The sequence below is a fragment of the Priestia megaterium genome (assembly GCF_023824195.1).
In the GTDB taxonomy this organism is placed as follows: domain Bacteria; phylum Bacillota; class Bacilli; order Bacillales; family Bacillaceae_H; genus Priestia; species Priestia megaterium_D.
Map to the genome: position 1 here is coordinate 755,553 of NZ_CP085442.1, position 21,745 is coordinate 777,297.

The window sequence follows — 21,745 nt, forward strand, 5'->3', positions numbered from 1 at the left end:
TAGGCAAAAAGAAGATAACAAAATTTTATATAGATTACTTATAAGGCGTAGGGAAAGGCGATATAAGCACAGCATCCTTTTTTCTACCCCTTTTTAAAGCATATTAATCTTCTATATAAAAGCTTGCTTTCAACGAATGGTATGGACGTACTCATACGCTTTAAACAGATTTTAATGTTAGAAGTTATAACAAGGTTCATTTCTTTTAGAGAAGTTTATGAAATAATAAAAAATGTATATTTTACGGTCTGAATCTATGTGTTGGAGGTTTTTATATGACGAAACAAAAGCTGATATTAATCGGAAATGGAATGGCGGGAATGCGCTGTATTGAAGAAATTCTTATTCATTCTCCAGATTGTTTTGATATTACTGTTTTTGGAAGTGAGCCTCACGTTAACTATAATCGAATTTTATTATCAACCGTTTTACAAGGCAGTACAAAGCTTGAAGATATCAATATTCATTCTTTTGCATGGTATGAGGAAAATAATATAACTTTATTTAAAGGAGAAAGCGTTACGCACATAGACACCAAGAGAAAAATAATAAAAACAGATAAAAACAGAGAGACGATGTACGACAAGCTTATTATTGCTACTGGTTCGAGCCCGTATATGCTCCCCGTTAAAGGGTCTGACAAAGAAGGTGTCCTCGGTTTTCGTACCATCGAAGACTGTCAGGAAATGATTAAAATTTCTAAACAGTACAAAAAAGCAGCGGTTATTGGAGGAGGTCTGTTAGGGCTGGAAGCTGCTAGGGGACTATTAAATTTGGGAATGGATGTTCAAGTCATTCATCATTCGAGTTTCTTAATGGAGCGACAGTTAGACAGAGCAGCATCTGCTATGTTAAGAGAAGAATTGGAAAAGCAAGGCATGAGTTTTCTATTAAACAAACATACGGATGAGATTATAGGGAAAAACCGAGCAGAAGGCGTCCGATTTAATGATAGCAGTAAAATTGCAGCTGATTTAGTTGTAATGGCTACAGGAGTGAGGCCAAATGTTAATCTAGCTAAAAAAAGCGGAATAGAAACAAATAGAGCAATCATCGTAAATGATTATTTAGAAACGAGCATCCCGGATATCTATGCAGTAGGTGAATGCGCTGAACATCGAGGGATGACATACGGACTTGTTGCTCCTCTTTACGAACAAGGAAAAGTCTTAGCGCGACACCTTTGCCAAATAAAAAACGATGGTTATCGGGGGTCCGTTCTTTCCACTCAATTAAAAATATCAGGAATAGACGTTTACTCAGTCGGAGAGTTTAAGGAAAATCAAGGTGCAAAAGCCATTACGATTTCCAATATGTTAGATGGTATATACAAAAAAGTAGTTTTTCGCGAAGGGAAAATAGTGGGAGCTGTTCTTTTTGGAGATACCAGTGAGGCTATAAAGCTATCACAAATGATTAATGAAAAAAAGGATTTGTCGCAAGCGGAAAAAGTACAATTATTTCCTTCTCAACATGAAAAAGAAAATGCGGTAACTTCTATGCCACTTACAGATATCGTATGCAACTGTAACGGAGTAACAAAGGGAGCCATTATTGAAGCAGTACAGAAAAATGATTTAGCGACAGTAGATGAAATAAAAAATTGCACGAAAGCTTCTGGTTCATGCGGAGGATGCAAACCCCTTGTAACAGACCTTTTAACATATATTCGAAGCGATGAGTTTGATGAAATCATTAAACAAAAAACCTTTTGTACATGTACACATTTATCAGAAGATGAGCTGGTAAGAGAAATGCAGCAATATCAATTTGAGACCGTTCAGCAAGTAAGAGAAATATTAAAGTTTAAAGACATGAAAGGCTGCTCGTTATGTGAAGGCGGTCTTCATTACTATTTAGATATGATGAATCCTCATTATGAAAACAATCGACATTCTTTATTTACTACGGAGAATGAACAGGCCGTTTTGCTTCACGATGGGACTTATGCAGTGGTACCGCAAATTCACGGTGGTCTGACAAATGTACAGGAATTAAGGAACATAGCAAATGTAGCTGAAAGGTACAACATCTCTAATATTCGTTTAACAAGTGATCAGCGCATTCAACTTATTGGAGTGAAAAAAGAATATCTTCCGTTGATAAGTGAGGAAATAGATAGAGGACTTCAGCAGCTATATGAACGTACAGTTAAAAATGTATCTGTTTATATAGGAAAAGGAACGTGTATTTGTCAGTATGAACCTGCTCTTGCTTTATCAAATGAATTAGATAAACAGCTTGAATATGTAAAGACCCCATGTGATATCAAAATCAGTATTGCTTCGTGTTCTCACATTGCAGAGAGTGTAACAACAAGTGATATAGGATTAAGAAGAATAGACAGAGGATGGGAAATATATGCTGGCGGAAGCAGCGCAGAAGCCAGAAGCGGGGAGCTGTTTTATGTGGCCGAAACGAACGAAGAAGCAGTAGAAATCAGCTGTTCTTTGATTCAATATTACCGTGAAACGGGGAACTATTTAGAAACTGTCGGGAGCTGGATCGAGCGAGTAGGAATTGTTCATGTCAGAGAAGTTTTGTTTGAGGTAGACAATCGAGAGTATTTAATGAAGCAGCTCAGCTCAGAGCGCTCTCGTGCAATCACATATTTATTATAGGAAAGAAGGGTGACCTACGATGACTGAGATGCTATTGAAATATTTTCGTGAGCAGCAAAAGCAAGTTGAAACCGAGCGTATCTATAATACTCAGTGTCCTTACTGCAGCATGCAGTGCAAAATGCAGTTAGTTGAACAAACACATGTGAAAAGGAAAACGTATAAAACAATTGGAACAGACAACCCTACTTCTCAAGGAAGGTTATGTATCAAAGGAATGAATGCGCATCAGCATCCTTTGCATAAAGATCGGATTCAATATCCTTTATTAAAAGTAAACGGAGAGTTTGTAAAGATTTCTTGGAAAGAAGCTCTTCACTATATTAAAGAAAACGTTACAGAGATTCAAGAGAAGAATGGAGCAGATGCGCTAGGTGTTTATGGAAGTGCCTCTATTACAAATGAAGAAGCTTATTTATTAGGGAAATTTGCTCGAGTTGCGTTAAAAACAAAGTATATTGATTACAATGGACGCTTATGTATGTCGGCTGCTGCTTCTGCTGCTAGTAAAACATTTGGCATGGACCGAGGATTTACGAATAGCTTGCAAGAGATTCCGTTTACTGAATGTATTATGTTAGCTGGAACAAATATTGCGGAATGTCAGCCAACGATTATGCCTTATTTTGAGAAAGCAAAAGAAAACGGAGCTTTTATTATTGCAATTGATCCAAGAGAAACAGCTACAACTAAAATAGCTGATTTACACTTGAAACTTAAACCGGGGAGCGACGCGGCACTAGCCAATGGAATCTTGAAGATCCTTATAGAAGAAAATTATCTAGATGAACGATTTCTACAAGAACGTGTCAATGGATTTGAAGAAGTAATTCAATATGTGGAGTCTCTGGAATTTAATGTCATTGAAGAAATAACGGGAGTGCCACTTGAGGAAATGTACCAAGCTGCCCGTATGTTTGGTCAAAGAAAAACGGGAATGATTTTTACTGCTAGAGGGGTAGAGCAGCAAACAGACGGAAGTGCTGCGGTGCGAAATTTTTTGAATATTCTACTTTCCGTTGGGAAAATCGGTAAACCTCGCTGCGGATATGGGGCCATTACTGGTCAAGGAAATGGGCAAGGAGCCCGAGAGCATGGTCAAAAAGCGGATCAGCTTCCTGGCTACCGTTCCATCGAAAATCATGAGCACCGGATGTATATAGCAGATGTGTGGAACATAGAGGAGAAAGATCTTCCTAGAAAAGGCGTTTCTGCATATGAGATGATTGAAAAAATTCATGACGGTGAAATTAAAGGGCTGTTTTTGATGTGTTCAAATCCAACAGTTTCAAATCCAAACGCTAATTTTGTTAAGAAGGCTTTTGAAAAGCTTGAATTTCTAGTGGTAGCAGATATGTTTGAATCAGAAACGGCAAAATTAGCAAACTTAATCTTACCAGCATCTTCCTACTTGGAAGATGAAGGAACCATGACAAATGTAGAGGGAAGAGTTACATTACGCGAAGCTAGCTTTCCATGCCGTGGCGAAATCAAACACGACTGGGAAATACTATGTGAAATTGCTACAGCTTTAGGGAAAGAGGAACATTTTTCGTTTTCATCAGCTGAAGAAATATTTAATGAACTGCGAATAGCAAGTAAAGGAGGGATCGCGGATTACTCCGGTATTACGTACGAACGATTACGAGCGGAAAAAGGAATTTTATGGCCATGCAGAAGCTTAACAGATAAAGGAACCGAGCGCCTGTTTGAAACGCGTTTTGCTCATAGTGATGGAAAAGCGATGATGGTCCCTGTCTCGAATCAAGCTATTGTTCCTAAAGCAAAAATAACGGAAAAATATCCTCTCTATTTAACAACGGGGAGAGTGATGTCGCACTATTTAACGGGTGTACAAACGCGAAAAAGTGCGTCTTTATCTGCGAGAAATTTCGAATCATTTATGGAAATCCACCCTTCAACAGCGAAAAAATATGAAATTTCGAATCAAGAATTAGTACAAATTGAATCTTCATATGGAAGTATTGTGGTAAGAAGCAAATTTTCAGAGGGCATTCGGCCAGATACCGTATTTGTTCCTTTTCACTGGGCGGATTCTCAAAATGTTAATAACCTTGTCTCTGAGAAATTAGATCCCGCCTGTAAGATGCCAGGGTTTAAAGTAAGTGCTGTGAAGATTACCCCTTCTGTAAAAAGAAGCAGCTATTAAAAATGCTGATGCAAAAAGCCTCTTGAAAAAAAGAGGCTTTTTACATGGAATCAGGCAAGGTGCTTTTGGTTAATACGTACATCTTGTTTTTTGAATCCAGAATAATTCAGTAAGAGACAGAATAGGGCAAAAAGCGCTAGTAAGGAAAAACCGACAACGTAATCTCCGCTTGTATCTTTTATAAAGCCTAGCACAATAGGGGGAAAGAAGCCGCCTACTCCTCCGAATGCTCCTACGATCCCGGTAACAGCTCCAATATTTCCTGTTGAAACAGATGGAACCATTTTAAAAACAGCTCCATTTCCGATGCCAAGAGTAATGGCTGCAAGTAAACAACCTACGCTAAATAGGGAGAAGGCAGTGATGGTAAATGCAATAAATACCCCTATTAGTAGCATTCCGGTAAAGACGAAGGTGAGTACTTTTTTTGCTCCGAATACATCCGATAAATATCCTCCAAGAGGCCGTACAAACGTTGCTAGTACGACAAAAACAGCTGTTTTCAGCCCACTGTCTACAGTTGAAGCATTAAATTGATCATGCAAAATGGTAGGGAGATAGATGCTGAACGTTACAAATCCACCAAATGTTAAAAAATAGAAAACGGATAAAAACCACGTTTCTTTAAATTTTAATACCGATAAAGATTCCTGCAGCGTTTTGGGGGAAGCAGCAGAAGGGTGGTCTGAAGTTCCTACCCATAATAAAAGAGCCATTAAGGCTACCGCAATTGCTAAACTCCAAAATACCCAAGGCAAGCCAAAAGAAGAAAAGATAAGTGGAATACTAAAGCTTGCTACCGCCGATCCTAAGTTGCCCATCCCGGCAATTCCTAAAATAAAACCTTGCTTTTGAGGTGAATACCATTTAGAGACATATGTAATGGAAATAGCAAATGTTGTTCCAGCCATGCCGATAAAAAATGCCCAAAAGAGCAGCATGGAATAAGAATGAGTAAAGCCTGCACAAATGGTAGGGAGTAAAAGAGCCAGCATAGTCAAAGAATACACTTTTCTTCCCCCGAAGCGATCTGTTAAAATCCCCATCGGAATTCGCATGAGGGAACCTAATAAGACGGGAGTGGCAATTAAGATACTTTTTTCAGCATTGGTTAACGAATACATCACTTGAATATCTGCAGCGATAGGTGCGAAGACAGACCATACTGAAAAAGCAATAATCATAGATAAAGTCGAGATAAGAAGTACAGATAAGGGCCGTTTAGAAAACATTGCTTAAAAACCTCCTTTTTTATATGCAGCGTAAAGCTGTTGCAATATGGTAATTATGATACTACGCTTTCTTTCTTATGTATCATTCTGTGTTAGGTTTTCTTCCGTACTTTTGCTGAAAAACGGATGCAGATAAAGGTGGAGAGATAACTTAGACTTACACTCTATCTAAGTGCTGATGAAGAAACGGTTAAAAAGCTTTGAAAGAACAGTAAGTAGAAATATTGTCGAAAGAATGGAAGGAAAATTGAAATTAGAAGAGATTAATAGAGTAAGCACCTATAAATTTGTGCTATCGAATTATAGCGAAATAAAAAATAATTCATATTTTATATAGAACACAAATTTTTGAAATAGAAGGTGGAAAAAGTGACAGAAAAGCATCCTCTTTCAGGTTATAAAAAGGATGATAATGGAGTTCTCTGGATATGGAGTTACGTGGGACAGGCTAGAGTGAAAATGGGGTATAAAGTAAAAAGTCTACTTCACTATGAGCAATCTTCCTATCAACAAATCAGTATTGTGGATACAAAATGGTATGGGAAAATGTTGGTGCTAGATGGTACTCCACAAATTTCAACAGGAGAAGGGTTTATTTATAATGAAATGATTAGCCATGTGCCAATTATAACGCATTCAAATCCCCAAAAAGTTGCGATGATTGGCGGAGGAGACTGCGGTCCTGCCCGGGAGGCAATGAAGTATGACGGAATTCAACAAATTGATGTAGTCGAAATCGATCCAAAAGTTACAGAAATCTGCCGCACATGGCTAACTCCGGCTTCTTGTTACGATGGTGAAACCAGGCTCAATATGATACATCGCGATGGAATAGATTGGATTCAAGAACAAAAGGGAGTTTATGATGTTCTCATAATTGATCGGCCTGACCCTGTTGGACCGGGAAAAAAACTATTTCAACCTGATTTTTATCAATATGTCTACAACAGCCTTAAGGATGATGGCGTGGTTGTTTTTCAATCAGGATCTCCTTACTACAATACTTCTACGTTACAAGGCACAATTAAAAATTTAAAGGAGCTATTTCCAATTGTCCGCACATATTTAGTGACTATACCTCTTTTCCCTTGCGGCATTTGGAGTTTTACGATTGCTTCTAAAAAAATGGATCCTCTTCAGGCCGATTTGACGAAGTTACAGCATACACATACTCAATATGTTGATCCTGAAATTTTCCGTGCATCATTTGTTTTACCTAAATATATAAAAGAAATAGTAGACGGAAAAGATTCCTAAAAACTAAGTAGCGACGAATGTTTGTTGAAAGTCATGAATAATCTCGGAAAATATATTTGCTATAGTAGTTCTGTGTTTGCTGCGCAGGGTCCGGGATAATTCAATTTGAAACGTATTAAAATTATGACTGTAACCTAGATAGCCGCTATTGTCACCTTGTCTGTGAAAGGCAATTGATTCGTTTCCAACAAATTTATTATCAAATATTACATGGATTTTCGGGAACGAATCTTCAGATTTTTTAGTCAGCGCTTGTTGAAACCAATCTTTAACTTCCTTTGAGCAAGATTGTCCATATAAAGTCCCCACTTCAATTGCATAAGGTCCGTAATGTGTATCCTTCATTCCATGAAAAGATAAATGCAAATAGGGCGTTAGAAGGCGATTATTACTATCTACTATCTTTAAAGATTTAACAATTTCTTGGATTGTTCTTCTATATTCATGTATCCCCTCATGGTTTGTTTCATTTAGATTTCTATTTAAATCTGCTACGGTTCTGGAAACCGTACTAACGATTCCTGCACATCCTGTTCTCTTTACTAAATTCTCTACAATTTTATCTGTAAACAAATCAGCAGCAGGTGGTTCTGCATGAAGTGCATCCACGTGACAGCTTATAAAACCAGTTCCTTTGTTGTATTTTAAGTAGTTTCCATGAATGAATTTTAATGTCATTGACTATTTCTCCTTTTATATCGTTTGAAATTTATTCTTTCTATAATAAATGCAGTAAAAATAAAATCGGTGAATTATTACACGAGTTAAATACATACATAAAAAGTTTTTAGAGATGGTGGGAATAAATAGATAAATGTACAGGATTATTTTGTATAGTTACATACTATATGAGTAGCTGATTATTGTTATAGGGCATTAAAGTAACAAAATACGATAGAAAGTTCTAATTAGGAGGCTTCAAAATGGATCCAATGAGAGAAGAGTTAGGGATATTATCTGATAAAGAAATGACGTTGCAAACTCTTAATCTGAATAATATACCGTCTGTTGAATTAGTTGACCCCAAAACCTGTTCATATCCAGTGATAGGGAGGAAGTATGGTCACCATAGCGGAAGAGATATTGTTATCGTAAATACAAAGGACCAAGCAATATATGAAGGATATGATTATTTTACGAAAATATATGCAATAGACAAAGAATATTGTCTAGAAGTAGAAGGACTGAGCGTAAAAACAGTACAAGTAGTGACCAGTGAACATGTTGTATTTAATGAAATACCCATTCGAACGCAAGCCTTCGGTTGGAAATTAGAACAGATAAACAGCATGGATGTACCGGAAATGCTGATGAACGTAGCCATTCGAGCGCTCTACGTAACGGGAGCTAAAAGCGGCTTTGTCAAAATGGGGGTATTAGAAAATGGAGAGTGTATCGTCACAGATATTAACTCATCAGAAAGTGAATGGATAGAAAATCCATTAAAGCCTAGTGTTCCTTTTAGCATGGGTGCTGATGTTGAGTTTATGTTAAGTTGTGATGGAGAGCTTCTACCAGCTTCTACTTTTTTTTCTGTTGAAGGTCCGGTAGGTTGTGATGAAAGACAAATAGAGCAAGATAGCGGTGAGTATGCATTAGTAGAAGTTAGGCCTGAAAAAGCGAATTCATCAACAGAGCTATTTGAGAATATCCAAAAATTAATAGAAAAAGCATCTGCACAGGTACCATATGAAAATGTTCATTTTCGGGCAGGCAGCATGCCGTTTTCAGGGTATCAATGTGGAGGACATATTCATTTTGGCATCCCGCTTTCTTTATCTTTATTAAGAGCTCTTGACCACTACCTTGCTATTCCAGTAGCGCTGATAGAAGAATCTAAGACCGCTAAACTTAGACGGAAAACGAACCATGGAGGTCTTGGACGCTATCGTGAGAAACCGTATGGATTTGAGTATTTAACTTTAAGCTCTTGGATTATCGACCCTAGAATTACTCTCTCCACTTTAGCTCTTGCTCAGCTAGTTGCTACCCATCATCATGAATTAAAAAGCGAATTTTTATTTCATCCACTTACGCAGCGTGCCTACTATCAAGGGAATAAAATCTTTCTTAAACGGATGTGGAAAGATATCAAGGCAAATCTTATAAAAACATCCAGCTATCCACACTATCAAAATGAACTATCTTTTCTATTTGAAATGATAGAAAAAGAAATTCCTTGTGATGAATCAAATGATATTCGCAGGAATTGGAATGTAAAGATTTCTAAAGAAGTCTATGACCGCGGACATATTATCCAAATCCCCAAAAAGCTCCGTTTAAAATACGGCCTCAAAGAGGGGCAGTCTACAATTGTTAGTGCAGGAAAGGCAATATCAACTGCAACTGTGCATTCTTATCCTTTTTCATTTCGCCATCCAAATATGGTTCAACTTTCTAAATCTCTCCGTGATAAACTATCTCTCCCAAAAGATTGGTGCCCCAAGCTATCAGCTTCAGAAGGCATCATAACTTTAGGTCCTATTATTGGCATTCTTGCTAACCGTCCTTTTGAAAGACAAACAACTTATTTCCACCATCTATGTCGCTTAGCAAATGAAAAGCGAATGCTTGTATATGTGTTTGAACCTGAAGATATTGATTGGGAGAAAAAATTGGTTAAAGGAACAACTATTAACGGTGAAGGGCTTTTTCCTTTTCCTGCTGTTATTTATGACCGTTATTTCATAGATGGTAGAAAAAATATTTTAATAGATGAAGTAAGGGCAAAACTTCAGGCGATTTATAAAATTCCTTTTGTTAATTCTTCAAACTTGTTTCAGCTTACGGGAGATAAGTGGGCAACATATGAACTTCTTATGAAAGAATATGAAGAATTTCTTCCAGAGTCACGTCTCGTACAAAATCCTGCTGACATTGCAGAAATGCTTGATAGCTACGGAGAAGTTTATTTAAAACCGCTTGGCGGGGCCTTAAGTAAAGGAGTCATGCGCATCGTTCGCCGACCAACAGGCATCTTTTGGTTTGATCTTAATAAAAAAGAGCTGCATCAATTCAGTAATATGGAAGAATTATTTACTTTGCTTTCTCCTTTGATGAAAAACAATCCTTATCTTGTTCAAGAAGGAATTCGCAGAAAACAGTACAAAGATAAAAATTTAGAAATACGGGTTTATATGCAAAAAAATGAAAAGCAAATTTGGCTTCGAACGGGGATGGTTGCGCGTCTCACCGGTGAAGATGTGCTAACGGAAGATTCTGAAACGAATATGCGCCTCAGTAAAATATTAAACAGTTTATATCCCGATCCAACAGACAGAAGGCTCATTATAAACCAATTAGCTAAAATATCTAAAAATATTGTTGCAACAGTAGAGGAAAAAGTGGGTCCTTTTGGGGAGCTGGCGGTAGATTTATGTATAGATCAGTACGGTTCCATAAAGTTACTTGAAATAAATGCAAAACCAGATAGTCTATTTTCACAAATTAGAGCCTACAAGCTGCGTACTTTGGCGGGGATTCGTCTGCTCAATTATGCGTCTTCACTGGCTGGTTACGAAGAAGAAAAGGAGGATTTAACATGAAGCACTTCACATTAAATGAAATCCTTAAACAAACGGGGGGAGACCTTTGTTATGGATCAGGAAATCCTGTTATTAAACACGCTATAAACTACGCTAAAAAAGATATAGAGGATCATACACTCATCTTTCATTTAGATAGAGAACCGATTAGAGGGAAGTATTGGAAAGAAAATCATTCAATTGTCGTTATAACAGATCACCCTGAGCTGTGCACGAACTTAGAAGGAAATATTATTCTTGTTAAAACAACTCAATTAGAAGAGGCTTATTGGAAATTTATCGAATACTATCGAGGGCTTTTTGATCTTCCTGTTATTGGTGTTACAGGAACTTGTGGAAAAACGACCACGAAAGAGATGATCCGACAAATATTAATTGAAGATTATAAAGTGAAAGCTACGTGGATGAGTATGAATTCTATGTCTGTAAATTTACGTTATTTAACAAGTATTGATGATACGACAGAAGTAGCTGTTTTTGAGATGCCGGTCGCTTATCCGGGCTATTTAAAAGTTGCGTGCCGCTACTTTCAGCCACAAATACGAATTCTATTAAATATAGGCGTGCACCATCTCGCTGATTGTGAAACACCTGAAGAATATATGAAAGCAAAAGCCGAAATTGTAGAAGGCCTAGATCCAGACAGCGGCATTTTGATTTTAAACGCAGATGACGAAAATATTAAGAGAGTGCTTGATGTGAGGCATCTTCAAAATATTGTATATATAGGGAAAAATGATGATTCCCAATTTCAAGCAAAAGATATTAAATATGCTAACGGAGGAATGGCTTTTACTTTAAAGTACCAAAACAAAGAGTACGATGCCTTTATTCCTGGATATGGTGAACATAATGTGTATAATGCACTTGCTGCCATTGCTGCTGTATTTTATGTGGGCGTTGATATTTCCGTTGCCATACAAAGACTTAGCTTATTTGAACAAGTAGAAGAACATTTGGAATTTAAAAGAGGAATGAATGAATGTACGGTAATTAATGATACATGGAACTCTTCGCCTTTATCGATGGCTACAGCTCTTGGAGTTCTCAGTGATATGTCAAAAGAGAAACAGTCTATCGCTTTATTAGGTTACATGCCTCAGCTAGGAGAAGGGCATCATGCAATTAAACAATATGAAGAGATGGGGAAAAAAGCAGCGGAATCAAAGATTGATATTTTATTGGTAGTAGGAGAAGAAGCAAAAGCTATTGGGACAGGAGCTTTAAAATGTGGAATGGATCCTAACAAGGTCTATTTTTGTAAGACCGGTGATGAAGTATACAATGTGCTAGCTCCATATTTAAATGAAAATACAATAATTTTATTAAAAGTAACGCATCGTGTTATGACAAAACCTACTTTTAAAGAATTAAGAAACAAACTTATTCCAGACAATGAAGAGTAAAAGGAGGATAGACATGAAGAAGACTAAACAGCTAAGAGAGTTGATAGAAAGTAAACAGCTAGAGTTTATTATGGAGGCTCACAGTGCGCTATCTGCAAAGATTGTAGAAGAAGCCGGATTCAAAGGGATATGGGCCAGTGGACTGTCTTTATCCGCAGCACTGGGTGTAAGAGATAATAACGAGGCTTCATGGACACAGGTATTAGACATCTTAGAGTTTATGAGTGACGCAACGTCCGTTCCAATTCTTCTTGATGGCGATACAGGCTATGGGAATTTTAATAATGCAAGAAGATTAGTTAAGAAATTGGAGCAGCGAGACATTCCAGGAGTGTGTATTGAAGATAAATTGTTTCCAAAAACAAACTCATTTATTAAAGGTGAAGCACAGCCGCTTGCAGATATTAATGAATTTTGCGGCAAAATTAAAGCAATGAAAGACAGTCAAAAAGATGAAGATTTTGTAGTGGTATCGCGCGTAGAAGCTTTTATTGCAGGGTGGGGGCTGAAAGAAGCTTTAAAGCGTGCAGAAGCTTATCGCCAAGCGGGAACTGACGCCGTTTTGATTCATAGTAAAAGGTCAGATATGACAGAGATTGAAGCTTTTATGAAAGAGTGGGGAAACAGGCTTCCGGTTATTATTGTTCCAACCAAATATTATTCGGTTCCAACTGATAAATTTAGTGATTTAGGAATTAGCTTGAGCATTTGGGCCAACCATAACTTAAGATCTTCCATTACAGCTATGCAAAAAACGTCCGCTCAGATTTATTACGATAAAAGTTTGATTAACGTAGAAAAAAATGTCTCTCCGCTTGAGGAAGTTTTCCGTCTTCAAAAAGCTGAAGAGCTCGATATTGCAGAGAAGCTTTATTTAAGCTCTGCCAATCATAGCACGAACGCTATGATTCTGGTAAAAGAATCAGCAAATGAAGCTTTAATAACTGAGCAGATAAATCAGTTAAAAAAAGTCGGCGTGACAAATAGTATAAAAGTAGATCGTAACAAAGCTATGGAAGATAAGGCGTTTCCTAATAAAGGAGAATTATATCATCTTTATGCTGCAAGAGATAAGCTAGGGACGGCTACTTTAATAAGCGATAGTAACATCGTGTATAAAACACATGTTTTTGAGGAGTTAATTCATGAAAGTGGCGATATCACTATCGTAGCAGGAGCTGATTATGAGCTAAAGGGGAATCAAACATCTTATGTAACTGCTAAACTTCCCTATTCCAAACAGCTGTATTCCAAAACAGTAGACTTGATTCAAATGTCGTGCAATCCAAACTTTAAAAACATTCATGGTGAATTCATTGGTCTTTGGAAAGTTTCCGGAAAAGGCACTGAGGTTGTAAAAAAAGCTTTGGAAGAACTGGCACAAAGAAAAGATTTTGCTCAGCTCACGTTTTCTGATTTCTTTAATTATATTAATCTAATTCACCCGGTTGCTGTTAAATATACGATGGGGTCATGGATAGATACCGAAACGTATACAAAGATTCAAAAAGATGGTGGGGAAAATGATTAGTACATCCGTATTTGGGACTCAATTAAAAAAACTAGGTTTTCAATTTTATAGCGGGGTTCCTTGTTCCTACCTTAAACATCTTATTAACTACGCTATCAACGAATGTGAATATGTTGCAGCAGCAAACGAAGGAGAAGCGGTAGCGATTGCTGCTGGCGCATCAATTGCTGGTAACAAAGCCGTTGTTTTAATGCAGAATTCCGGATTAGCAAATGCTGTTTCCCCTTTAACCTCTCTTATTCATCCGTTTAAAATTCCTGTCCTTGGATTTGTCAGTTTTCGCGGAGAACCTGGATGTCCAGATGAACCGCAGCATGAATTAATGGGAGAAATTACTCCTGCCCTGCTAAATACGATGAAAATAAAATGGGAATATTTATCTTTTGATTTTGCGGAAGTTAAAAAACAATTACAGCGGGCTAATCAAGCTGTTGAAAATAATGAAAGCTACTTCTTTATTGTAAAAAAAGGAACGTTTGAGCCAGTTAAGCTTTTAGAAAAATCGATGAAAAACGTTACTCCTAAAATGAAAAGTGAACAGATAACAGCCGACGAGTTACCTTCAAGGTATGAGGCATTACAAGTAGTTAATTCACTAAAGGACAATGATACCATTCAGGTGGCTGCTACAGGAAAAACGGGAAGAGAGCTTTACGAAATAGAAGACGCAAGAAATAATTTTTATATGGTTGGATCTATGGGGTGCGTTAGTTCCATTGGTTTAGGCTTAGCTTTGAGCAGAAATGAAAAGAACGTCATTACGATTGATGGAGACGGAGCTTTGCTTATGCGCATGGGAAATCTAGCAACCAACGGATACTATTGTCCAGCAAATTTATTACACATTCTTTTAGACAATCAAACCCATGATTCTACAGGGGGACAACATACAGTCTCTCATAACATTAATTTTGTAGATATTGCTTCTTCCTGTGGGTATCAAAATTCCATTCATGTTCATAACTTAAATGAGTTAGAGACGTATATAAAACAGTGGAAAAGTGATAAAAAATTAACGTTTTTATATCTTAAAATAGCGAAAGGATCTAAAAAGAACCTGGGGCGTCCTGAAATGAAGCCTTATGAAGTCAGAGAAAGACTGCAGGTGTTTTTAGATGATTAAAACAGCTGTTATTCTAGCTGCAGGGATGGGGAGCAGGATTCGTAAAAGAGCTGGAAACCGCCCTAAAGGTTTTTTGATGATTGATGAAAAATCGATTATTGAACATTCTATTTCGAAGTTAATAGAAGCAGGAGTTAAGACGATTTTTATTGGAACAGGCTATATGAAAGAAGAATATGAAAAGCTAATGGTTAGATACCCTCAAATAAAATGTGTTTATAATTCTAGATACGAAACAACGGGAAGTCTGTTTACGCTGTATCAATTTAAAAATTATATTAAAGAAGATTTTTTACTATTGGAATCAGATGTAATTTATGAAAAGAATGCGTTGAAAACATTAGTAACCCATTCGAGATCAGATGTCATACTAGCGAGTAAATTGAACGGTGCTGGCGATGAAGTTTATATTGAAGCTGATGAAAATAATAACCTTAAGAATATGTCAAAACAAAAAGAAGAGTTGAATAGTATCTATGCAGAACTAGTTGGTTTAACCAAACTCTCTTATGCTACATTTCAGAGACTTTGTGATGAAGCAAATACGCTGTTTCAGTTTAATCAAACGATCGATTATGAATATGGCCTCGTTAAAATTTCCGAAAAAGCAAATGTGTATGTTCATAAACTGGATAATTTGGCATGGTGTGAAGTAGATGATGAAGATCACTGGGCAAGAGCAACCACTATTGTTTATCCGATTATTAAAGCTCGAGAAGGTATTCCACATACTGTTAAGAGAAATATACTCCTAAACCCCGGACCGGCAACTACAACAGATACCGTCAAATATGCTCAAATAGTGGAAGACATTTGCCCGAGAGAAAAAGAATTTGGAGAGACGATGGAATTTATCTCTACTGAACTAACAAAATTTGTTGGGAATCCAGAGAAGTATACTACGGTATTATTCGGCGGATCTGGAACAGCGGCAGTGGAATCGATTTTAAGTTCAGTAATTGATAACGGTACGGTTGTTATTATCAATAATGGTCCATACGGTGAGAGAATGTGTAAAATCGCTGAAATTTATGGACTGAATTATTTAGAATATAAAAGCTCCGCCGAGCAGGCTATTGATATGAACGACTTAGAAATTTTTATAAAAAAGATTTCAACGAACGTTTCTTATCTGGCGCTTGTTCACTGTGAAACTTCCACGGGGCTTCTTAATGATATTGAACAAATTGGGGAATTTTGTGCAGTGAAAAATATCGAAATGATTGTGGATGCAATGAGTTCGTATGCAGCTGTTCCAATTGACATGCGAAAAATGAATATAAGCTATCTGGCCGCAAGTGCAAACAAGAACCTTCAAGGAATGGCAGGCGTGTCGTTTGTTATAGCAAATAAAGACCGGTTAGAAAAAACGGAGCAAATAAAGCCTCGTAACCTTTATCTTCATTTATATGATCAGTATCGATATTTCCAAATGAATAAACAAATGCGTTTTACTCCTCCTGTTCAGACTATGTATGCCTTAAAGCAGGCAATTATAGAAACTCAGTGGGAAGGAATTGAGAAACGATATGAACGCTACTCAAAATCATGGACTACTTTAACTCATGGAATTAATCGGCTTGGGTTAACCTATTTGGTTCCTGAAACACATCATTCTAAAATTATTACCTCTATCATCGAGCCTTCCGATAAAAAGTATAATTTTGATATTATGCATGATTTTTTTTATAAACAAGGATTTACCATTTATCCTGGTAAAATTGATAAATTAGAAACGTTTCGAATAGCAAATATTGGTGATATCACATATAGAGATATAGAAAGATTTCTTCACCTTCTTGAACAATATCTTAAAGCTTTAAAAGGAGAGTGAGAAAAAGTTGAATCAAAAATTAGCTGTAGCAGTTATGGTAATAAATCAAGATCATCACGTGCTTCTAGTCAAGAACCATAGACGGGGATGGGAATTTCCCGGTGGTTTTGTCGAAGTAGGTGAATCGATAAAAGATGCGGGTATACGAGAAGTTAAAGAAGAATCTGGAATTGTTATTGAAGTGACCAACTTTCTTGGAGTAGAACAAGATGTTAAAAGGTCTACTACTGTTATTTTATTAAAGGGAAAAGCGATTAGCGGAAAAATTTCTGTCTCCAATGAAACGCAGGATGTGGGATATTTTACGTTAGAAGAAGCAAAAAATATAATTAAATTAGATAACTTTAAGGATCGAATGGCTAGATGTCTAAAAGAGACTGAAACACCATTTTTCTATGTTTTAAAAGACACGGGCTCCTTTTACGTATAGGCGGAAGGTTTCTGTGTTGTGCTAGAAATGAAGCCTGAACTCGATTAAATAAAAAACTCTCATCGTCATGCGTGACGATGAGAGTTTTTTTATCAGTAAAAGTATCGTTGTTTATTCAGCCGTCGCAATTTCTTCTTCTACATCATGGTCTTCTAAATTAGCATTTAAAAATTCACTTGTTTCCGATAAATTGAGATTTAATTTCGTTTTTTTGCAGATTTGAATTGTAACATCCTGAACAGAGACATCTAAAACATGCCCCCCTTCTTTTTTATATTCATCAATAAAGTGCAGGTGGTAGCCGGGAACACCGATGCCTGAAGAATATTCTGGCGTGTAAAAACCTGCTAGTGTTCCATTTACATCTGAAGATGTAAATGTAGGCTGATCAGCAGCCGCATCTACCATAGAAGGATAGGGTTTCTCTTGCTTTGCAACAGTGCGAGTTTTTACTTCTTTAAACTTCCCGTCAATGCGAACTGCATAGAATAAATTCGGGCTAGGAATAAGCTCGTTCATTAAGGTTTCTAGTTGTTCACGATTCATGTCCTTTTCTACACGATAAGAGATATCTTCATAAAAGGTTGTCATAATGGCAAAAGGTGTTTTTGCATCTTCGCTAATAGGCGCGGCTTTCCCATCAGCAATATGATAAAATTCTCCGTCAAAGGCAATCATTTCACCATCCAATTGATTAAACGTACCGATGCCGAAATCACCTTTCTTAGCTAAATCCTTATATGTGACAACACCGTCAAATACTCCGTCTAATAAAGCGATCATAGTGGAAGTTTGGTGAATCGTTAATTTTTCTTTATTGCTCATTCTTTACTCAGTCCTTTCAGTTAATTTGATCTGGCAGTAGCTGTGTATTTAATTTTTCATTATCTTTATAATCTACAGGAACATCGATGATAACGGGGCCTTGTTCACGAAAAGCGTTTGCTAGAGTGTCCGAAAATTCTTCTGGTGAGTTAACTCTAAATCCTTTGGCACCAAAACTTTCAGCAAGCGTAACAAAGTCTACACTGCCAAACTCTACTGCAGATTTTCGGCCATATTTAATCTGCTGTTGAAAGCCAACCATATCGTAGGTTTGATCGTTCCAAATAATGTGAACAATTGGTAAGTTTAACCGAACGGCTGTCTCGAGCTCCATAGCTGAAAATAAAAACCCGCCGTCTCCAGACATGGACAGAACTTTTTTATGGGGGCGAACGAGTGCAGCTGAAATAGCCCAAGGCAAAGCAACACCTAGCGTCTGCATGCCGTTGCTGAATAGTAAATGCTGAGGTTCATAGGAACGAAAATAACGAGCCATCCATATGTAATGCGAACCAACGTCACATGTGATGGTAGTGTCATCTTCAACAAAGTTCTGCAGAGCTTCAATTAACTGTAGGGGATGAAGGTGAGTGTCATTAGAAAACTCGTACTGATCGTCAGGTTGTTCAAGTTTGCTTTTTAGCGTTTTTAAAAAAGAAGCACTTTCTTTTGAACGTATTAAATTTGGGAGTTTATCCGCTAATATGTCAATTGTGCTTGGAATATCCCCTACTAACTCAATTTCCGGCTGATAATGGTGGTCAGCTTGTGCTTGTAAATCATCTAAATGAATAATGCTTCTTTGACTTTCTGAGTTCCAAAGAGAAGGAGGGTATTCAACTGGGTCATATCCGATTGTTAAGACGACGTCAGCATGCTTCAATAAGACGTCTCCAGGCTGATTGCGAAAAAGACCTACTCGCCCAAAAAAGTGAGTTTCAAGCTCTCGTGAAACAGCTCCCGCACCTTGGAACGTTTCCACCACAGGAAGGTCATGTTCTGCTATAAGCTGACGGATTGATTCCACTGCTTTAGATTTACTTGCTCTCATACCTAAAAGTAAAACAGGTAGTTTTGCTGTGCGAATAGTGTGTATAGCTTGGGCAACAGCGTCTAAATTGGCAGTCCCAATCGTAGGAGTTTTTAAAACGGATAGAGTGGAAGCTGATGTTTCGCTATCCATTACATCCTGCGGCAAGCTGACAAAAGATGCTCCTGAAGGAGAAGAAACAGCTTCGCGAAAGGCGTCTGTTATCACTTCTGGAACGTTCGCAACGTCTTCTACCTCAACGCTGAATTTGGCGATAGATTTAAATAGTCCTTCATTATCCATTGATTGATGCGTCTTTTTTAATCGATCTGCTCTTGGAACTGCTCCTGCTAGGGCTACCACTGGATCACCTTCAGAAGTAGCAGTGACAAGGCCAGTGGCTAAATTAGCGGCACCTGGACCTGATGTGACAAGGCAAACGCCCGGCGTACCTGTCAGTCTTCCCATAGCAGCTGCCATAAACGCAGCATTTTGTTCGTGGCGGCAAACAATTACTTCTGGTCCTTTCTCTTTCAAAACATCAAATACGCCATCAATTTTGGCTCCTGGAATACCAAAAATATAAGGCACATTCTGACTTGCCAAACTTTCTACTAGTAAATCGGCGCCTTTTTTTGTTTCGGTAGTATCAGCATTACTCATCATGCATTCTCTCCTTTATGTTTCTTAGATAGGTTTTAAGGCCTACTGATTGAATACCCAATTTGTATGACAACTAACCAAAGGAAAGGAGAAGGTTTTAATTTTCTAAATAAAAAACTTCCCTATTAATTAGGGAAGCAGAGATGTACCTATTGCGAATAAAACATATCTGTTTTATTTGTAGGTTTATGGTACTTGAGGGATAGTAAGTGAAAGTCCTACGCGGCTCTTATTTGGTATGGTTAAAAAGCTTTTGGTAACTAACAATTTTTTGATCTAGCTTTTGACTTAATTTTAAAATCTCACCGTGAGAATAGCTGCTTGTTTTTTTAGCTAATTGATAAATATCTGATTGTAAGGCTCGAATTTCTTTTTCTAACTGAGGTTGCTTCATTGAAATCCTCTCCAAGTCAGAATACTTCTATCTTTTATCTAATAGTATGAAATTCCTTCATATTTGTAAAATGTTTTTTGTTTTGAAAAATATGAAATAGGTGAAGAGCTGCTGACAAGCTTTGTCGAACACTTTTTTTACCTGTTTTCAACAAATATGATATACTGAGGCTAGGAAAAATGACAATCTGGAGCGCACGTTCAGTTATTCTTAACAAGCGAATGAATTCTTAGCTTTGACAAGTTTAACTTGTAAGGTGAAGAAATTCATCACATAATCTTATTAGATCTGAACCTTGTTAGCCCGGATGAGGATTTGTCGAAAACGATTCACTAGAAAAAACCTTCGAGACCGCCAACTCGGAGGTTTTTTAATTTTTGTGTATGGGAAGTAAAAAAAGACATAGACTAATAAAGAAAAAGGTCCCGCACCCATAATCGGCCGTAGTTGATTACACCTTGTCCATTTCTGCAAGGAAGCTGTCTTTTTACTATAGGGAAGTGCCGCCAAACACCATTCCCTAAAGACAATCAGCACACGAGCCTTATGGATGAAGAACCTTTTAGACGATACTTATCGGTGATTACTTATTTTACTACTGGAAAAATAGCAAAATAAGAGCGACTATGGCTCCTAAAAGCTCCACGTAAGCCGTTAGGAGCTGAACATTCTCAGCATCTAGGAAAAATGACTTGAGGATTCGTCTCAGACTATCCACCACCTTTTTCATCCTTGCGTGAATTCCCAAGGGAAAGAAAGGGGACGACAGTGCTTCTTTATTTTAACAAAAGTAGGAAATGATAAGTAGATTTATTTGAAGTGTAAATTAAAAAAGCATGTAGAATACATGCTTTTTTAATTTGGGTAAATTTCTTTTATGCGTCCGACTTGTCCATCTGTTAAACGGACTTTGATGCCGTGTGGGTGAAAGCTTGAATTGGTCAGAATGTCTTTGACCGTTCCATGTGTAAGTTTTCCAGAACGCTGATCTGCTTTTAAAACAATGTCGACTTCAATTCCAGGAGCTACGTCTTTTCTATTTTGTCCGTTCATTATACACCTGTTCTCTTTCGCTGATTATTCGTTTTTTTTGTTTGTTGACTCGTCAGCTTTTTGGTTGCTTGATTCGTGCTGCTATTTTGAGCTTTACTTGAAGATTGATTTTTCTTATTAGCAAGCTGCTGTTTGATAGCATCTTGAAGACTAATTTTCTTTTTAAGTTGTTCTGTCATATGGGTTCCTCCTGAATACGTACATTGTCTGAAAAAACAAAGAAAGTAAGGGAATGAAAAAGCTGACTATCTAGTCAGCTTTTTTTAATTAGTGACTTCTTCTACAGGCTGCATAAGTACAGCTTCTTTATCAGGATACGTTTTTTCAATATGATGTTCTCCCCAAGAGCATAATGAATCAAGAATGCTTTTTAAAGACCATCCGTAATCTGTTAAAGAGTATTCTACTCGAGGCGGCATTTCATTGTACATTTTTCTAACAATGATGCCGTCTGCTTCAAGTTCGCGAAGCTGCTGCGTTAATACTTTTTGTGTAACGCGCGGCATAATTCTTTTTAATTCTCCAGGGCGCTTTGTCCCTTTAATTAAGTGGCAAAGAATAACGACTTTCCACTTGCCTCCAATGACTTCTAGTGCCGCTTCCACTGGAATGTTATATTTTTTCACGTTAA

17 protein-coding genes are annotated in these 21,745 nt (G+C 37.3%); 9 read left to right on the forward strand and 8 right to left on the reverse strand.

Features of this window, described 5'->3' with window-relative positions; translation table 11 throughout:
- Positions 1-275: 275 nt before the first annotated feature.
- Both nirB and nasC read left to right on the forward strand, forming a co-directional pair.
- The gene (gene nirB / locus LIS78_RS04000; protein ID WP_252284661.1) at positions 276-2,621 is read left to right on the forward strand and encodes a nitrite reductase large subunit NirB; all 2,346 of its coding nucleotides are present in this window, start codon (positions 276-278) and stop codon (positions 2,619-2,621) included.
- 19 nt (positions 2,622-2,640) lie between these two features.
- Positions 2,641-4,791, forward strand: coding sequence for an assimilatory nitrate reductase catalytic subunit NasC (nasC, locus tag LIS78_RS04005; RefSeq protein ID WP_195781151.1), 2,151 nt, complete (start codon positions 2,641-2,643; stop codon positions 4,789-4,791).
- Positions 4,792-4,841: 50 nt separating this feature from the next.
- Here nasC and LIS78_RS04010 read toward each other — a convergent pair whose 3' ends face one another.
- Positions 4,842-6,023: an MFS transporter gene (locus tag LIS78_RS04010; protein ID WP_209151002.1), complete on the reverse strand. Its 1,182-nt coding sequence runs from the start codon at positions 6,021-6,023 to the stop codon at positions 4,842-4,844.
- Between the two features lie 369 nt (positions 6,024-6,392).
- On the opposite strand from LIS78_RS04010, the gene speE reads away from it, so the two are divergent.
- Entirely contained in the window at positions 6,393-7,280 is an 888-nt protein-coding gene (gene speE / locus LIS78_RS04015; RefSeq protein ID WP_042992322.1) for a polyamine aminopropyltransferase, read from the forward strand.
- Positions 7,281-7,283: 3 nt separating this feature from the next.
- Here speE and LIS78_RS04020 read toward each other — a convergent pair whose 3' ends face one another.
- Entirely contained in the window at positions 7,284-7,958 is a 675-nt protein-coding gene (locus LIS78_RS04020; RefSeq protein ID WP_195781149.1) for an N-formylglutamate amidohydrolase, read from the reverse strand.
- Positions 7,959-8,203: 245 nt separating this feature from the next.
- Here LIS78_RS04020 and LIS78_RS04025 point away from each other — a divergent pair, with 245 nt between their 5' ends.
- The 6 genes from LIS78_RS04025 to LIS78_RS04050 are packed head-to-tail and all read left to right on the forward strand — an operon-like array spanning position 8,204 to position 17,149.
- Positions 8,204-10,825 carry a putative amidoligase domain-containing protein gene (locus LIS78_RS04025; protein ID WP_195781148.1) on the forward strand — a complete coding sequence of 874 codons (2,622 nt, stop codon included), beginning with the start codon at positions 8,204-8,206 and terminating at the stop codon, positions 10,823-10,825.
- On the forward strand, positions 10,822-12,231 hold the full coding sequence (locus tag LIS78_RS04030) for a Mur ligase family protein (protein WP_209151003.1): 1,410 nt from the start codon (positions 10,822-10,824) through the stop codon (positions 12,229-12,231). Before LIS78_RS04025 ends, LIS78_RS04030 begins: the two co-directional genes overlap by 4 nt.
- Before the next feature lie 13 nt (positions 12,232-12,244).
- Positions 12,245-13,762 (forward strand): phosphoenolpyruvate mutase, encoded by a 1,518-nt coding sequence (aepX, locus tag LIS78_RS04035; protein WP_209151004.1) that lies wholly within the window; start codon positions 12,245-12,247, stop codon positions 13,760-13,762.
- Positions 13,755-14,885 (forward strand): phosphonopyruvate decarboxylase, encoded by a 1,131-nt coding sequence (gene aepY / locus LIS78_RS04040; protein WP_252284662.1) that lies wholly within the window; start codon positions 13,755-13,757, stop codon positions 14,883-14,885. The genes aepX and aepY overlap by 8 nt, the downstream gene beginning before the upstream one ends.
- Entirely contained in the window at positions 14,878-16,719 is a 1,842-nt protein-coding gene (locus tag LIS78_RS04045; RefSeq protein ID WP_209151006.1) for a 2-aminoethylphosphonate aminotransferase, read from the forward strand. Before aepY ends, LIS78_RS04045 begins: the two co-directional genes overlap by 8 nt.
- Positions 16,720-16,726: 7 nt before the next feature.
- Positions 16,727-17,149, forward strand: a complete 423-nt coding sequence (locus tag LIS78_RS04050; protein ID WP_195781144.1) for an NUDIX hydrolase — start codon at positions 16,727-16,729, stop codon at positions 17,147-17,149.
- 111 nt (positions 17,150-17,260) lie between these two features.
- Here the strand turns inward: LIS78_RS04050 and budA are convergent, their stop codons facing one another.
- The 6 genes from budA to LIS78_RS04080 form a co-directional block, all read right to left on the reverse strand.
- Positions 17,261-17,974, reverse strand: a complete 714-nt coding sequence (gene budA / locus LIS78_RS04055; protein WP_209151007.1) for an acetolactate decarboxylase — start codon at positions 17,972-17,974, stop codon at positions 17,261-17,263.
- A gap of 16 nt (positions 17,975-17,990) precedes the next feature.
- Positions 17,991-19,670, reverse strand: coding sequence for an acetolactate synthase AlsS (alsS, locus tag LIS78_RS04060; protein WP_425334717.1), 1,680 nt, complete (start codon positions 19,668-19,670; stop codon positions 17,991-17,993).
- Between the two features lie 226 nt (positions 19,671-19,896).
- Positions 19,897-20,061 (reverse strand): aspartyl-phosphate phosphatase Spo0E family protein, encoded by a 165-nt coding sequence (locus LIS78_RS04065; RefSeq protein WP_014461503.1) that lies wholly within the window; start codon positions 20,059-20,061, stop codon positions 19,897-19,899.
- 855 nt (positions 20,062-20,916) lie between these two features.
- Complete coding sequence (locus LIS78_RS04070; RefSeq protein WP_013055498.1) at positions 20,917-21,114, reverse strand: YwbE family protein; 198 nt, start codon at positions 21,112-21,114, stop codon at positions 20,917-20,919.
- The gene (locus tag LIS78_RS04075; protein ID WP_013055499.1) at positions 21,114-21,293 is read right to left on the reverse strand and encodes a hypothetical protein; all 180 of its coding nucleotides are present in this window, start codon (positions 21,291-21,293) and stop codon (positions 21,114-21,116) included. The genes LIS78_RS04070 and LIS78_RS04075 overlap by 1 nt, the downstream gene beginning before the upstream one ends.
- 84 nt (positions 21,294-21,377) lie before the next feature.
- A complete protein-coding gene (locus LIS78_RS04080) occupies positions 21,378-21,740 on the reverse strand; it encodes a winged helix-turn-helix transcriptional regulator (RefSeq protein ID WP_195781141.1) in 363 nt (120 codons plus the stop codon).
- Positions 21,741-21,745 lie beyond the last annotated feature (5 nt).